Source organism: Acinetobacter sp. ANC 3832 (genome assembly GCF_002135415.1).
Lineage (GTDB): Bacteria > Pseudomonadota > Gammaproteobacteria > Pseudomonadales > Moraxellaceae > Acinetobacter.
Genome location: NZ_NEGJ01000004.1, coordinates 52,072 through 67,154, shown reverse-complemented (window position 1 = coordinate 67,154; position 15,083 = coordinate 52,072). Strand labels below are relative to the sequence as shown.

The following is a 15,083-nucleotide window of genomic DNA, read 5'->3' as shown; positions in this document are numbered from 1 at the left end:
AGTGTTAAATTCATCACAAATAAATAAGAATAAGTAGAGGCTAAAACGATATGCGTATTGAAATTGAAGGCGATAGTCATATTGCCCAAGAAGTGATACAACAAATTCAATTGTGGGATAAAGCTGTCGTTGGTAAGCAGATTGATGATTTAGTACATCAATGTGCTAACGATGTCAGTATGTTTGATGTCAGTTCTCAGCTCAATGGTATTCATCAGTATAAAACTGAATGGGAAAAATTTAGCCCATATTTTAATGAGAATATGCATATTTCACGACGTGACGTTAAACTTTATGCTTCAGAAGAACTTGCTATTTTACATTGCCATTCAAAAGTAGAAAATACCGCTTTAAAAGGTAAGTTACAAATGCCGTGGTGTAGAACGACGTTATGTTTACAGAAGAAAGAAGGACATTGGCTTGTCGTACATCAACATATTTCAATGCCGATTGATATGGAAACGGGAAAGGGTGTGATATTGAAAGATGAGTCTAAATTAAGGTTGGTTGTTTAGTATTTGAATTTATAAAGCAAAAGAGTTGAAAAAAAGCCTTGTTCAATAACAAGGCTTTTTTATGCGAAAAGAAAAGGACAATATAAAAAATTTCAATTTAGTTACAGGAATACCTTTGTAAGACACAAAAATTTGCCAAAGAATAAAATTAAATAATTAAACAGTTTGCTCAGGACGAATGAGATGGAAAAACAAGAAAATAATCATGATCGTCCAGAAAAACGTTCAGTCTTAAAGCAAGAGAATTCCATGTTGAATCCCGAAAGTAGGAAAGATGGATCTCAAGACTCGACGCCTATTCTTCTCTCTAAATTACAACAGATAACTGAAGTTTCAACAGTCGTTAAAGTGATGTCAGGTTTTGTCATCGCTGCAATTATTGTAATCGCGCTTTATGTCGGGAAAGAGATTTTAATTCCGCTTGCACTTGCGATTTTATTTGGATTTTTGCTTGATCCATTAGTGTCTCGTTTAAAAAGAATGGGTTTACCTAAATTGCCTTCTATTGCACTGGTGGTGCTCTGTACTTTGGGGATTTTAGGTGGTGCAGCGACCTATTTAGTTTCTCAATTAGGTGATTTAAGTCAGGAGCTTCCTCAATATCAATCTACAATCAGTCAAAAATTAAACTCAATTAAAAGTTATGCCAAAGGACCAAGTATTTGGGACGGAGCCATCACAACCATTGAAACAGTTGAACATTCAGTCACAACAGCCAATCAAAAAAAACAAGATAATCCGAACATACAACAAGTAGAGGTGGTTGATCAAAATCATTCGATGGCTGAATCCGTGGTTGCATGGGGCGAAAAAGTTTTAAGCCCACTGACGACTGCGGGGATTGTTTTTGTCTTTGTTGTATTAATTTTATTGGATCGAAAAGATTTACATGATCGTTTACTGCGGTTATTTGGAGCGAACCTCAATGTCGGTACAGATGCTTTAGATGAGGCGGCCAACCGAATTGGAAAATATTTACGCATGCAGTTAATCGTCAATATGACTTACGGTGTGCCAATGGCAATTGGGCTGTGGTTTATTGGTGTACCTGCTGCGATTATGTGGGGCATGGTTGCCGTGGTCATGAGATTTGTGCCTTATGTAGGGCCCCTGATTTCAGCTGTTTTCCCCATTACCTTAGCCTTTGCTGTTGATCCAGGTTGGAGCATGGTGTTATGGGCTTTGACCTTAGTTCTTGTACTTGAATTAATTACTAATAATATTATTGAGCCATGGCTTTACGGTGAAAGTACAGGGTTATCAACTTTAGCGATTATGGTTGCTGCAACATTTTGGACAACCATTTGGGGCCCGATTGGTTTAATTCTTTCAACACCTTTAACCGCTTGTATTCTAGTGTTATCAAATTATGTACCTGCATTAGCTTTTGTAAAAGTTTTGATTGGCAACACCCCCGCATTAAAACCACCTGAACGCTTTTATCAACGCTTGGTTGCTGATGATGTGGATGCTGCCATGGATGTTGCAATTGAGTCAGTTGAGCAAGAGCTTCCTAAAAAACCAAGTAAGATTATTGTTATCCGTAAAATTATTGATTTTTATGAGGAGGTTGCAATACCTGCAATCGTACTTTTTTCAACGAGTCATAATCAAGCAGCCACTGCGGAACATCGCTTAAGAATGAATCAAGGATTAAAATTATTTAATCGAGATTTTCAAAAAAAATATACACCTGAGATTGTTTTTAATACGGCTAAAGTCTTTTGTATTGGAGCTCGTTGGGAAATTGATGTGCAAGTTTCAGCAATGATGGCACATGCATTACAGTTAAAAAATATTGCCGCAGCGAGCATTCCTCAAGCCATGATTCAATCACAATTGAATGCTTTAGATGAGATTCCTCATGATGCTGATATGATTTGTATTTCAATCTTTCATGAAAATCCGTTGCCACAAATTCGATTAATTCATCAACGGGTGAGAGAAAAATTTGCAAATGCTAAATTGATTTTTGCAACATGGAATTCTGATGTTAATAATATTCAAGATGAAGTTAAAAAACGCTTTGATGTGGATGCGATTGTCGATGATGTAAATGAGTTAATTCTCACAGTTGAAGCCTTTTTAATTCAGGATGGGCAGAATCCTATTCCACAATTGCTTCGTGACGATGAGCCACAACGTTTGGAGGCTTTACATCAAGTTGATCTTTTGAATGAGAAAAATTTACCGATTTATGAGCAATATATTGAAGAAACAGCCCAAGCATTTGATGTGAGTTTCGCTCAAATTTCATGGGTTGATCAAGATTGGGTGAATATTCCAGCGAGTCCTTTTGTCTATCCACGGCAAAATTTAATGAATGCAAAAATCCCGCGTATAGAATCTGTGTGTACACATCTCATTTATCAAGATGAAGACTTAATTATTGAGGATATCAAGCGTGATCCACGTTTTGAAGATAATACTGAGCTACGTAAAAATCACATTCGTTTTTATGCAGGTGTCCCATTAAGAAATAAAAAAGGGATTGTTTTAGGTAGTTTATCTATTTTGGATAAACAACCCCGCATTTTAGATAGCGATGATGTAAGTCTTTTACATGAACTTGCTTCAGATTTAATGCAAACATTGGGTGATGAAAAGAAACGAGATGCGAAGCTGCAGGAAATTAAAAATTTAGAGCATGAACCATTCACGAGTCTTGATGATGTGGTTTAGGAAGAAAATAATGTAACGCCATACAGATCAGTTTAAATTTATGAGAAATTTTGGATAGAGTACTTATTGATCCCTCTATAAGATGCCTACTGATCTGTATGTGATATCTAAAAAGAGCTTGTGTATTTCATCAGAATTTGAAAAAATTTAATCCAATATTGAAAAATAAAAAAGTAGAAATTCCATGCCTCATCCGTTTTTATCTCCACATGAATGGCTTAAACCACTCAAGCCACGTAACCCCCATGAAAAGCATCGTGCTGCAACCTCTTTAGAACTGCTTTTTGATTTAATTTTTGTGATTGCGATTGCAACCGCAGGGCAACAGTTACATCACACAATGATTGAAAATCATTTGGAATTTGGTTTCACCAACTATCTAATGGTGTTCTTTGCATTGTGGTGGGCATGGATGAATTTCACATGGTTTGCATCAGCCTATGATAATGACGATGCTGCTTATCGAATCATGACGTTTATCCAAATCGTTGGTTCTTTGGTCATTGCTGCGGGAATACCTGCTGTATTTAAACACCAGAATTTTGATGTCATTATTATTGGCTATGTGATTATGCGCTTAGGCTCAGTCGCACAATGGATACGTGTTGCCAAGAATGATCTTCCAAGACGAAAAACAGCGATTCGGTATGCAATAGGTATTATTCTCGTGCAAATTGGATGGATGTTATTTCACTTTGCACCGATTAATTTTTCAATTTTGATTTTTATTCTTTTGGTGATTGCTGAATTAAGTGTTCCGATTATTGCGGAATCATCCAATATGACGCCGTGGCATCCCCATCATATTACAGAACGTTATTCACTCCTCACGATTATCGTCCTTGGTGAGTCGATTGTTGGTAGTTATGCTGCGATTGCAGATGCTTTGGACCATCAACTCATCAGCACTGAATTGGTTTTTCTCATGATTGGCGGGTTAATCATGGTGTTTACCATGTGGTGGGCGTATTTCGATCATGAAGTAGCAGAACGTTTAAATAGCCGAAAAAGGGCATTTACTTGGGGATATGGACATTTCTTTATTTTTATTAGTATTGCCATTATTGGTGCAAGTTTAGCGGCATCGGTTGATGTCGCTGTGGGACATGCTGAAATTTCAAATCGATTGGCGGGTTATCTTGTTGCTGTTCCATTGGTAATCTATACAGCGAGTTTATGGATTTTGCATGAAGTACATCATTTACAAGGCATCAAAAAATGGTTGTATCCTTTAACGACAATCGTGGTGCTATGCATTCCAATATTTGTTCCAGCGATTGGTTATAGCATTTTTGCAATGTCGATTGTTTATGCTTTGCGCTTAATGTTTTCGAAATGTTATTTGGCTCGTTAGATTAAACAAGGTAAATAGACTTCTTGTTTTAAACCTCTTGATTTTTCCTTAAAGGAGAAAGATAAAGAGGTTCTGAATATTGATACAGAATGCCTAATATATGGATAGGATCAGTGATGGGATTCCATGATTTTTATCGTTTAAGCTCGCATGCTGTTATTTTAAATGAACAGCATCAAGTTTTATTGTTAAAAGCCACCTATGCAGATTGTACTTGGGGTTTGCCTGGTGGTGGCTTAGATATGGGTGAAACCATTCACGATGCTTTAATCCGTGAATGTTGGGAGGAGTTAGGGTGTGAAATCAAGATTGATTATTTATCAGGAATTTACTTTCACTCATCCGTAACGTCTCATACTTTTATTTTTCGTTGCCATTTAGCTGAACACGCTCAGATTCAATTAAGTACAGAGCATTCTGAGCATTGTTGGTTTAATTTGGATGAGCTGTCCAAAGTACAAAGAGTGCGTGTAGAAGATTGTTTAAATTTTAATGGAACAGTGCTAAGTTATAGTTTTTAAAAAATTGAGGAAACTCATGTTTATTATCTAAAATATATTTAATACAATAATCCCCGATGAATCAGGTCAGTTCCATATTTACCGCGAATAATGTATATTTAAAAAAATTAAACTTAAAGATAATAAATGCAAAACTTACAACAAATTTTTACTCAAACTCAAGAAAATTATGAGCTCATTCCAGAATTTATAGAACAACTTTTACAATCAAATGTTTATTGTTTGGGTACACAAGATGCTGCTCAAAACATTCAATTTAGAGTGCTAGAAACGCCTGAAGGGGATCAAGCGATTCCATTTTTCTTAAGCTTAGAAATGATTCAGACTGATTTAGGTGAAGACACAGAGTATGTCATTTTAAATACAAAAAAACTCTTTGAAATGACCAAAGGAGCAACTTTAGTGTTGAATCCAACATCCGAAATTTCAAAAGAATTTTTACTTGATGAAATCCTATCTATTCTTGAAAGCTTTGACTAAAGAAATCTTTGAACAGATGTCTTACATAGTTTTTATTTCGCTTTAAAAAGGAAATAAAATGTGGTTAATCGTTATGTAAGATGTCTATTCAATCTCATGTTAAATGCTATTCATTGTAGGCTTTGTTTGAAATTAAACGATTGAATTTTGCAGTTTTAATTTTTCAATAATTTCATCTAACTTTTTTAGACGCTTAATTTCATCCCATAAGCCTTTCGCTTCAGGGTAATGCTTAGACATCATCCCAATCCATTGCTTATAACGACCGACCATATTAATTTCTTTTTTATATGGACCATTTAAAAAACGAACTTGTAGTTCTAATAACTCAGTCCATGTAATGAGTGGCTCATCTGTGTTTTGACGAATGCATTGGGTTAAGTCAGGTGTCGTTACCGCACCACGACCAATCATTAAATCATTACAACCTGATTCTATGCGACATTGCTTAGCATCGGCATTGGTCCAAATTTCACCATTGGCAATGACATTGATTTTCAAAGTTTCTTTGATCGGTTGTAACACATCCCAAAATGCAGGTGGCGTATAGCCATCGGCTTTTGTTCGAGCATGTACAGTGACCCAAGCCGCACCAGCATCCTCAATGGCATGTGCATTTTCTAAAGTGAAATTTCTATCCATATAACCTAAACGCATTTTTGCCGAAACAGGAATATGGCTAGGTACCGCATCACGTACGGCTTTCACTAATTCATGAACGACTTCAGGTTCATCTAAAAGTACCGATCCACCACGATGTCGATTCACTGTTTTTGCAGGACAACCGAAATTCATATCAATTGCAGGTGCACCCAACTCGACAGCTCTAAGTGCATTGGCTGCCAACATTTCTGGGTCATTTCCTAGAAATTGCACATGTACAGGTGTGCCAGCAGCAGTTTTTCCACCATTGAGTAATTCAGGGCAGTAGTGATGATAAACATGATCAGGTAAAACAGAGTTAGTTACACGGATAAACTCAGTCACACACCAGTCAAAACTTCCCACAGACGTGAGGACATCACGCATGATTGGATCGGTTAAGCCTTCCATCGGTGCAAGGATGAGTTTCAATGTTCTGACCTCAGAATAGAAAAAAGGTGTTATACGCAAATAGTATCAAGCTGTCTAGTCTATCTGGATTGGGTTAAATCGAAATGCATCTGTATATGGGAATCTTCTACAAATTGCTCATCATGTGAAACCAGAATGGCAGCTCCCTTAAAATCAAGGATCGCTTGTGCGAATAGTAGTTTAGATTCAATATCTAAATGATTTTCGGGTTCATCGAGTAAGAGTAAATCAACAGGCTGTGTAGAGAGACTAATGCAAAGTAAAGCAACTTTAAGTTGTTCACCCCCACTGAGTGCAGAGACAGGAAGGAGTGATTTGTCTCTACGTATTCGAAGTTGCCCCAATTGATTACGACATTCTTCATCAGACAAAGTAGCATTAAATAATTGTATGTTACTTATCGCATTCAGCTCCGCTTGAAGTAAGCTAAAATTTTGATCTAAATATAAAGATGATGCACGTTTTAATATTTCCCCTGACTGAGCAAAATGATCTCCGTTGATGATGCGAAGCAAAGTGGATTTACCCGAACCATTTCGACCTCGTAACTGAATTTTATCCCCACTAGACAATGCAAGAGAGATCGGTGTAGCAGAGGAATAAGGTAAAACCACATCTTTCAGGCGAAGAATTTCACCTGTTTGTTTTTGTGGAAAATTAAAAATAAACCTTTGTGATTTGATGTGTTCTAGTTGTTGCTGTTTATATTTAAGCTCCTGTTGAGCTTGTTGCTTTTGACGCAATTGTTGCTGTGCCATTCCAGATTGTGTTTGGCTGGCGCGTTCTTTTTTAAAATCGAGCAAAATTTTGGCTTGTGAACCTGAATCACGTAATTTTTGTCCAGTTTTTTGCCTTTTTTGAGCTTTCATCAATTGTTGATGTTGTTGTACTTGTCGCTGTTTAAGTTCACGTTTTTCTTGCGTGACGTCACGCTGTAAAGCTTGGGTTTGTTGCTCCACCTGCATTTGATATTCGTCATAATGACAATGAAAGTAATGTAATCCGAAATTATTTAAAACAAAGGTGTTGGAAATTTGATTTAACAATTTTCGATCATGACTAATCACTAAACAACCCGAAGGATGCTGAAGTATTTTATGACTCAACCACTCACGACTTTCACTGTCTAAGTGATTACTCGGTTCATCAAGAAGCAAATAATCATCGGTACGTAAGAATAAACGACACAGCGCTAATTTGGTTTTTTGACCTTCACTCAGTTGCTTGACTGACGTTGATAGATCAGTGGGTAAATTTGCACTTTCCAGTAATTGTTGCCATTCGATCGGCTGATGCCATGCATGTTCTACATGATCATAATCGTCAAAGCTTGCCGTCGTCTGTTCAATACGTTGAAAACAAGCATACAGTTCAGCCACATCAAGTGCTTCGGCAATACTGCCTTTACTCAGACGTTCAAATTGTGTCAAATAAGAAAAATTGGTCTGCCAATTCACTTCACCGCTGGCATAGCTCGGTTGCTGAATTTGATTGAGCAAGGACATGAGTACTGACTTTCCTTGACCATTACGTCCAATAAGCGCTGAACATTGAGCATATGGAAGTTGAAAGTTTAATTGTTGAAAAAGAGCTTCATGTGTAAATTGTACACTGAGATTTTTTACGATACACGCCTGTTGGGTCATTCAAGACTCCTAAATACAGGACATACAAAATAAATTTTTTATAGTACAGATAAAGCAAAAAATAAGTTTATTTTGCACGTCAGAAAAAATAAATTCGATTTGACGGAGAAAATAAGACTTACTTCATTGGCGTTACTCTTAAGAGGGGAAGAATTTTAAAAAGTATAACAGATGTCTGATGGGTGATCTATTTTTGATCGTTATCAGAAAAATTATAGATTTTAAATGCTTTGATAAATGATGAAATGAATTTTTATTTATTTAAAATCATTTCTAATACAAATTTTGAACCGATAAATCCTACTGCTAATAAGAAGAAACCAATAATGGTAAAGCGAATGGCTTTTTGTCCACGCCAACCGAATTTATAATGACCAATCAACAACGAGCCATACACAAACCAAGACACAATACTGAAAGCAGTTTTATGTGCAAGATGCTGAGCGAAGAAATTATCAATGGTGAAAAAGCCAAAGCCGAGAGCCAATGTTAATAAAAAAAAGCCTGTGACCAACATATCAAATAATAAGGATTCCATGGCTTGGAATGAAGGAAGTAGGGTCACTAAAATACGGCGTTTTTGTTTATTTTTTAATTCTCGATCTTGGAACCATAGCAAAATGGCATGTAATGTTGCCATCAGTAAAACAGCATAGGCAGATAGGGATAGAATAATATGGATATCTAAGCCCAAAGAATGCAGTTCAATAAATTGGCGAGGTTGACTAAATGAAAAACCGAGAATTAAACCTAAGGCCGCGACAGGAATACCAATTAGATTGAGTGCAATAACAGGACGATACGTACTATAAAGTATACTTAATAACAACATTAAAGCGGAGGTAAAAGACATTAAATTAAATACATCATAATTAATGCCAAAAGGTGTAACCATATCGCTATAGAGTACACCAGCATGGAGCAACAACCCTAAACCGAGCACGATGCCAATGAACCAATGGTTTGGAGCGCGTTTAGACATTAAGTGCATAAACAAATACCAAAATGAAGAGGTATAGGCAATTAGTGCTAAAATCGTATAAACCAAGGGGAGGCTAATCATGTCAAACCTATTTCGGGATGCTGAATTTCATGTTATGAGATATAAATTCTACGCGAACTACAGTATCCTATAGCATCTTATGCATAAATTTTCTATTTTAAGAAAGATTTTTTTGCAACCAGTCATTTTAAGCGGATTTTGCAATGTTTGATACCTTAACAGAACGACTCACGCAGAGTTTAAGAAATGTTACTGGCTCAGGGCAGCTGACAGAAGATAATATTAAAGATACGTTACGTGAAGTACGTATGGCACTGCTTGAAGCCGATGTTGCCCTACCTGTAACTCGTGAGTTTATCGCGAAAGTTAAGGAAGAGGCATTGGGTCAAGAAGTGATGACTCAGCTTTCCCCAGGGCAAGCTTTCGTTAAAATTGTGTATGACGAACTCACCAAAATGATGGGTGCGGCGAATGAAACACTTGATTTAGCGGCTAAGCCACCTGTGGTCATTTTACTTGCGGGTTTACAGGGTGCGGGTAAAACCACCACTGCTGCAAAACTTGCACGCTTCTTAAAAGAACGCCAAAAGAAAAAAGTCGCAATGGTGTCTGCCGACGTATATCGTCCAGCAGCAATTAAACAATTACAAACTGTTGCGGCCGAAGTCGGTGTTGATTTTATTGAATCTGATGCTTCTGAAGATCCAATTAAAATTGCACAACGTGCCATTGGTCAGGCAAAAATTAATTTTAATGATGTTTTGATTGTCGATACTGCAGGTCGTTTGCATATCGATGCTGACATGATGGATGAAATTAAAGCATTACATGCTGCTATTAATCCAACTGAAACATTATTCGTGGTTGATGCCATGACAGGGCAAGATGCTGCAAATACAGCAAAAGCCTTTAATGATGCTTTACCGTTAACAGGTGTTATTCTCACTAAAACCGATGGTGATGCACGCGGTGGTGCTGCACTTTCAGTTCGTGCGATTACGGGTAAGCCGATTAAATTCTTAGGTATGGGTGAAAAACTTGATGCCTTAGAGCCATTCCATCCTGAGCGTGTTGCACAACGTATCTTGGGCATGGGTGATGTCCTTTCTTTAGTCGAAGAAGTTGAACGTAAAATCGACAAAGAAAAAGCTGAAAAAATGGCGAAAAAATTGCAGAAAGGCGGAAGCTTCAATTTTGAAGATATGCTGATGCAATTTGAACAAATGAATAATATGGGCGGCATGATGGGCTTCTTAGATAAGTTGCCTGGCATGAGTAATTCAGGCATTCAAGATGCAATTGCACAAGCGAACCCTGAAAAACAAGTGAAAAAAATGGAAGCGATTATTCAATCGATGACCATTAAAGAACGCCGTAACCCAGATTTGATGAATCCAAGCCGTAAAAAGCGTATTGCAGCAGGCTGTGGGATGGATGTGGCTGAGGTGAATAAACTCATCAAACAGCACAGCCAAATGGCGAAAATGATGAAGAAATTTGCTAATCCCTCTGGTATGGCAAAAATGATGCGTTCACTCAGTGGAATGCAGAAACAATTCGGTGGCGGTGGTGCTGGCGGAATGGGTCCATTGTTCGGTGGTAATGATAAAAAATAATTGAAATCTGAGATTTCGATTGTTTTTCTAAAAAAGATGCGCATTGCGCATCTTTTTTTTGTTTATAAAAATAATACATAAAACAAGTAATTATTAAGTTAATCTATACGCTAAATTTATAATAATTGATAACAAGAACTCTACTTATGAACGTTTTTATCGTACATGGCTATCAAGCCTCTCCCGAAAAACATTGGTTTCCGTGGCTAGCAAAAAAAGTTCAAGACACAGGTTCATCTTGTGAGATTGTTCATTTAGAAGATGCGAACCAACCGCAGTATGCAGAGTGGAAGCAAGGTTTAGAAATACAGATTTCACCATTGAATGAGCAAAGCATTGTGATTGCACATAGTTTAGGTTGCTTGAGTGTTCTCGATTTTTTATCTCAGGCCTTAAATGGTCGAAGTTTAAAAGCAATTTTTTTAATTGCACCTTTCAATGAAAGAATTGCATCTTTACCTGAGTTGAATCTTTTTATTGACCAAGCCAATATTCAAGATGGAATGATTCGCTCGCATATCCAACAGCGTTATTTGTTTTTATCGAATGATGATCCATTTGTTCCAGCACCGATGAGTATTCGTTTAGGGCATTTATTAAATGCACAAATGGTCGAAGTGAAGGGAGCAAAGCATTTTATGGCTGAGGATGGTGTAAAAGAGTTTCCACAACTTTGGGAAAGATTACAGCCATTATTATCTGGTGATGTCGTAAAGAATCATTAAATATTTTATAGATAGATGATAGTTTGCAGAATGTTCTTCTTTTAAGGCGGAAATAAAGACGCTTTAGTAATAAGCCTATTTCGAAATACATAAAAAAGATGCCATAGGCATCTTTTTATTGACCACTTAAAATGATTTATTCAGTCTGTTCTATTTTTTTATAAATATTGCTTATAATTTCAGACTTTTGCTCATCATTATCAACCAATTGTCCTTTGTCATCCCATACCTTACCCTCATGCAGCGTATGTTCATTTTCATAGTCTGAAATCACATCAGCAGCAGGTTGACCATTTACATACCAGAGCTTTTGTACATAGGTTTGTTGATTAGTCAGTTCATATTCTGCGCCCAGTTGTCCATTTTCATAATAGCTTTGAGCTTTTCCGACTTGTTCTCCTTGGCGATAAGTTGCCGAAAATGAAGGTTTACCATTTTCATGATAAGCAGTAATTAAACCATCGGTGTATAGAATATCAAAACTGTTTAAGCCTTTAGGATCAATAACCCAAAAAGGATCAGTTTGTGGCTTCTGGCTGTCTTGATAAAAATCTTGCAATAAGAAACGTCCTTGTATATCTCTTCCCAGTAGTTTACGGTAATAGCCATGTTCAACAGGAACAAAAGAATAACCTTTATCTATTGTCGAGCCACATGAACAGGCTTCCTCGCCTGCATCTTTTGAAAAATAGGCAACGATCGCTTCAGAAGTACTGAGTTGTTGTTTAACTTCAGTTGATAGGTTGGAATGTGTTGTTTGTAAACTGGTACATCCAGTCATCAAAAGGCTAAATATGCCTGCTGTAAAGAGGGTTGGAATATATTTCATTATAGAGTTCACTTATTTTAATGTTTGTTATTAGAAAATAAAGATTAGAAATTTTGTATAAGTACTTATAAGTTTTTCTGAATGGAAAATAAACCAAGCTTTATACAAAAAATCTAATCAGTCGCTCGATGAAAAGGCACGAAGAGTACTAAATATTCTCTTAGTGTATAGTTTGCCTTAAATGATTTGTTTTTCAATATAAAACTGTAAGCCTTTGAGTAATAAATCAGGCTCGATGTGTGGTTCAAACTCAGTTAAATGATGTGCAAAAAGTGCAGCATCACCCCCTGTCAGGATGAGTTTACGTGGTGCTTGTTGCATGACTTGTCGAATTGTACTGAGTAAACCAAGAAAAATCCCGTGATGTACTGCATCAATGGTATTGCGCCCTGGGCTTAGCTCAGCGAAGGCAACATCAGGAATTTTAATGCCTTTGGTATTTTGAATGAGTGAATCTCTTTGTAAATATAAATTGGGAACGATATAGCCCCCCAAATGTTGCAAGCCTTGGGTTAAATCAATGGTTAGAGCTGTCCCACAACTAATCACACAAAGGTCTTGTTCAGCTTTGGCAACGGCTAAAACTTGTAACCAACGATCGATACCTAACTGTTCGATCTGGTCATAACCACAAATTAAACCTGCATATTCAGCATGAACTTGAGCAAAGCTGATTGGAATATCTAATAATTGCAGAATTTGAATAATTCGCTCATTGTTCTTTTGATCCTGAACTGAAGAAATGCCAACGCAATCTAAATCTAGGCTTTTAAAATGTTGAATTAAGCCAAGGAGCAAATCAGCAGGAGATTGCAGATGCATTTCTGCAACCTGCTCAAGGATTTGATGATTTTCTGTAATCCAATATTTTAGACGTGTATTTCCCACATCAAGCCATAAGTTTTTCATTGTTTTAGCCTTAACGATTCTACTGGTTATTCACGATTAGCCTTGAAGTCTTAATCGTCCTTGATAATAATTTGAGATGCCTTGTTCGCTTTCAATATTGATTGAGCCATCATCAGAAATACCTTTAAATTTTCCTGTAATAGTTTGATTGATTTGCTCAAACTCAATTGCTTGATCTATAAAGGCTGCATAGTTATTAAAACGCGCAGCAAGATTATAGCAACCATGATCAAACCATTGTCCCGCTTGCTGAATGGCTAAATACAATTCACTAATGATCTTGATTCGATTAGGATAAGTCAGCCCCAATTGAATTAGAGATGTGGTTTGTTGATCTAATAATTCTTGCGGTAAAGGCATTAAATTGATACCTACACCAACAATGGCTTGATGCGTATTGATCGGTTCAACCAAAATACCGCCCCATTTATCTTGCTTACTATACAGGTCATTTGGCCATTTAATTTGCAGTTGTTCAATCGGCTTTAAGCTTGGCATTTGTAAGATATTTAACGCAATTTCTAAAGCTAAACGACCATCTAAGGGTGTTCTCGTTTCGAGCAATGTGCTTAAATAAATATTACCAACAGGGGAAACCCATTGACGTTGGTGTTGTCCACGTCCTTGCGTCTGCATTTCACTACAGACCAAAATTGTATTTACACCTTTTTGTGCAATTTCACGCACATCATCATTGGTTGAAGTTGTACTTTGTTTGAGCAATAGAACTTCTGGAAGTTGCTGTGCATCGGTCAGGAGTTGTCTAAGATGACGAGTCTCTAAATCCATGGTGAATCTGAGATAAATGGAAGAACATGTATGGAGTTAATCATATATTTGGCTATCGGCGCAATTGCTGGTTTTGCTGCGGGGCTATTTGGGGTTGGCGGCGGCTTAATTATTGTACCAATTTTATATGTAGTCTTTACTCAAATGGGCTATGACCCTTCAGTGATTATGCATCTTGCTTTAGGTACATCATTGGCGACAATTATGGTGACTTCCATTAGTTCGATGATGGCACATAACAAAAATGGCGCAGTACTTTGGCCTGTATTTAAAAACTTAGCTCCAGGATTGGTTATTGGCTCTTTTATCGGGGCGGGTATAGCAGGTTTACTTTCTGGAGCAAATCTACAACTGATCATTGGTTTATTTGCAGTCTGGGTTGCTTACAAGATGTTTAAAGGCGCAAATGTAATGGTTGATCAGACCAAGCAATTGCCTTCAGCACCTATGCAAACTGTTGCAGGTGGTGTGATTGGAATTGCATCGGCTATCTTTGGGATTGGTGGCGGAAGTTTAACGGTGCCGTATCTCAATCGTAATGGCGTGGTTATGCAAAAAGCAGTTGGAACATCTGCGGCATGTGGATTACCGATCGCAATTGCAGGTGCGATTGGTTTTATGTTTTTTGGGGCAAAAGAACAGATCAATATTCCAAATACCATTGGCTATGTACATGTTTATGCCTTTATTGGTATCAGCGTGATGAGTTTTATTACTGCAAAATTTGGGGCAAAAGTTGCACATGCCTTATCCCCAGCAATGTTAAAAAAATGTTTTTCAGGTCTACTTGTTACAATCGGTCTTTATTTTATTTATCAGGGGATTATGCGTTAATTTTTAGACGAGTAACGCTTTTATAAAGGCATTAATTGACTTAAAATCATAAAAATTGTCCGACAATGATATAGAAACCTGTGCCTGAATCAGTTAAAAACATAAA

At 37.0% G+C, this 15,083-nt stretch carries 14 protein-coding genes; 8 read left to right on the top strand and 6 right to left on the bottom strand.

Features of this window, described 5'->3' with window-relative positions:
* The first annotated feature begins 50 nt into the window (after window positions 1–50).
* From B9T35_RS06900 to B9T35_RS06880, 5 genes are all read left to right on the top strand, one after another.
* Entirely contained in the window at window positions 51–515 is a 465-nt protein-coding gene (locus B9T35_RS06900; protein WP_086190390.1) for a YybH family protein, read from the top strand.
* A gap of 183 nt (window positions 516–698) precedes the next feature.
* Entirely contained in the window at window positions 699–3,197 is a 2,499-nt protein-coding gene (locus B9T35_RS06895) for an AI-2E family transporter (RefSeq protein ID WP_228147096.1), read from the top strand.
* 184 nt (window positions 3,198–3,381) lie between these two features.
* Window positions 3,382–4,551, top strand: coding sequence for a low temperature requirement protein A (locus tag B9T35_RS06890; RefSeq protein WP_086190389.1), 1,170 nt, complete (start codon window positions 3,382–3,384; stop codon window positions 4,549–4,551).
* A gap of 116 nt (window positions 4,552–4,667) precedes the next feature.
* The gene (locus B9T35_RS06885) at window positions 4,668–5,072 is read left to right on the top strand and encodes an NUDIX hydrolase (protein WP_086190388.1); all 405 of its coding nucleotides are present in this window, start codon (window positions 4,668–4,670) and stop codon (window positions 5,070–5,072) included.
* Window positions 5,073–5,198: 126 nt separating this feature from the next.
* Window positions 5,199–5,552 (top strand): SseB family protein, encoded by a 354-nt coding sequence (locus tag B9T35_RS06880; RefSeq protein ID WP_086190387.1) that lies wholly within the window; start codon window positions 5,199–5,201, stop codon window positions 5,550–5,552.
* Between the two features lie 132 nt (window positions 5,553–5,684).
* On the opposite strand, the gene B9T35_RS06875 is transcribed toward B9T35_RS06880, so the two are convergent.
* The 3 genes from B9T35_RS06875 to B9T35_RS06865 all read right to left on the bottom strand — a co-directional run bounded on the left by B9T35_RS06875 (window position 5,685) and on the right by B9T35_RS06865 (window position 9,335).
* Window positions 5,685–6,626, bottom strand: a complete 942-nt coding sequence (locus B9T35_RS06875) for a tRNA dihydrouridine synthase (protein WP_213033358.1) — start codon at window positions 6,624–6,626, stop codon at window positions 5,685–5,687.
* A gap of 59 nt (window positions 6,627–6,685) precedes the next feature.
* On the bottom strand, window positions 6,686–8,272 hold the full coding sequence (locus B9T35_RS06870; protein ID WP_086190385.1) for an ATP-binding cassette domain-containing protein: 1,587 nt from the start codon (window positions 8,270–8,272) through the stop codon (window positions 6,686–6,688).
* A gap of 253 nt (window positions 8,273–8,525) precedes the next feature.
* Window positions 8,526–9,335 carry a cytochrome C assembly family protein gene (locus B9T35_RS06865; RefSeq protein ID WP_086190384.1) on the bottom strand — a complete coding sequence of 270 codons (810 nt, stop codon included), beginning with the start codon at window positions 9,333–9,335 and terminating at the stop codon, window positions 8,526–8,528.
* A 143-nt stretch (window positions 9,336–9,478) separates the two neighbouring features.
* Here B9T35_RS06865 and ffh point away from each other — a divergent pair, with 143 nt between their 5' ends.
* Both ffh and B9T35_RS06855 read left to right on the top strand, forming a co-directional pair.
* Window positions 9,479–10,891 carry a signal recognition particle protein gene (ffh, locus tag B9T35_RS06860; protein WP_086190383.1) on the top strand — a complete coding sequence of 471 codons (1,413 nt, stop codon included), beginning with the start codon at window positions 9,479–9,481 and terminating at the stop codon, window positions 10,889–10,891.
* Between the two features lie 146 nt (window positions 10,892–11,037).
* Entirely contained in the window at window positions 11,038–11,616 is a 579-nt protein-coding gene (locus B9T35_RS06855) for an RBBP9/YdeN family alpha/beta hydrolase (protein ID WP_086190382.1), read from the top strand.
* 136 nt (window positions 11,617–11,752) lie between these two features.
* Here B9T35_RS06855 and B9T35_RS06850 read toward each other — a convergent pair whose 3' ends face one another.
* From B9T35_RS06850 to B9T35_RS06840, 3 genes are all read right to left on the bottom strand, one after another.
* A complete protein-coding gene (locus B9T35_RS06850) occupies window positions 11,753–12,445 on the bottom strand; it encodes a toxin-antitoxin system YwqK family antitoxin (protein WP_086190381.1) in 693 nt (230 codons plus the stop codon).
* Window positions 12,446–12,622: 177 nt separating this feature from the next.
* Window positions 12,623–13,354 carry a type III pantothenate kinase gene (locus B9T35_RS06845; RefSeq protein ID WP_086190380.1) on the bottom strand — a complete coding sequence of 244 codons (732 nt, stop codon included), beginning with the start codon at window positions 13,352–13,354 and terminating at the stop codon, window positions 12,623–12,625.
* Between the two features lie 36 nt (window positions 13,355–13,390).
* The gene (locus tag B9T35_RS06840; protein ID WP_086190379.1) at window positions 13,391–14,143 is read right to left on the bottom strand and encodes a biotin--[acetyl-CoA-carboxylase] ligase; all 753 of its coding nucleotides are present in this window, start codon (window positions 14,141–14,143) and stop codon (window positions 13,391–13,393) included.
* Window positions 14,144–14,173: 30 nt separating this feature from the next.
* On the opposite strand from B9T35_RS06840, the gene B9T35_RS06835 reads away from it, so the two are divergent.
* Entirely contained in the window at window positions 14,174–14,977 is an 804-nt protein-coding gene (locus tag B9T35_RS06835) for a sulfite exporter TauE/SafE family protein (RefSeq protein ID WP_086190378.1), read from the top strand.
* The last annotated feature ends 106 nt before the right edge of the window (window positions 14,978–15,083 follow it).

Bases quoted from the DNA above. Each gene is read 5' to 3' on its own strand.
- B9T35_RS06900 (WP_086190390.1), top strand. From the start codon at position 51: ATGCGTATTGAAATTGAAGGCGATAGTCATATTGCCCAAGAAGTGATA.
- B9T35_RS06895 (WP_228147096.1), top strand. From the start codon at position 699: ATGGAAAAACAAGAAAATAATCATGATCGTCCAGAAAAACGTTCAGTC.
- B9T35_RS06890 (WP_086190389.1), top strand. From the start codon at position 3,382: ATGCCTCATCCGTTTTTATCTCCACATGAATGGCTTAAACCACTCAAG.
- B9T35_RS06885 (WP_086190388.1), top strand. From the start codon at position 4,668: ATGGGATTCCATGATTTTTATCGTTTAAGCTCGCATGCTGTTATTTTA.
- B9T35_RS06880 (WP_086190387.1), top strand. From the start codon at position 5,199: ATGCAAAACTTACAACAAATTTTTACTCAAACTCAAGAAAATTATGAG.
- B9T35_RS06870 (WP_086190385.1), bottom strand. From the start codon at position 8,272: ATGACCCAACAGGCGTGTATCGTAAAAAATCTCAGTGTACAATTTACA.
- B9T35_RS06865 (WP_086190384.1), bottom strand. From the start codon at position 9,335: ATGATTAGCCTCCCCTTGGTTTATACGATTTTAGCACTAATTGCCTAT.
- ffh (WP_086190383.1), top strand. From the start codon at position 9,479: ATGTTTGATACCTTAACAGAACGACTCACGCAGAGTTTAAGAAATGTT.
- B9T35_RS06855 (WP_086190382.1), top strand. From the start codon at position 11,038: ATGAACGTTTTTATCGTACATGGCTATCAAGCCTCTCCCGAAAAACAT.
- B9T35_RS06850 (WP_086190381.1), bottom strand. From the start codon at position 12,445: ATGAAATATATTCCAACCCTCTTTACAGCAGGCATATTTAGCCTTTTG.
- B9T35_RS06845 (WP_086190380.1), bottom strand. From the start codon at position 13,354: ATGAAAAACTTATGGCTTGATGTGGGAAATACACGTCTAAAATATTGG.
- B9T35_RS06840 (WP_086190379.1), bottom strand. From the start codon at position 14,143: ATGGATTTAGAGACTCGTCATCTTAGACAACTCCTGACCGATGCACAG.
- B9T35_RS06835 (WP_086190378.1), top strand. From the start codon at position 14,174: ATGGAGTTAATCATATATTTGGCTATCGGCGCAATTGCTGGTTTTGCT.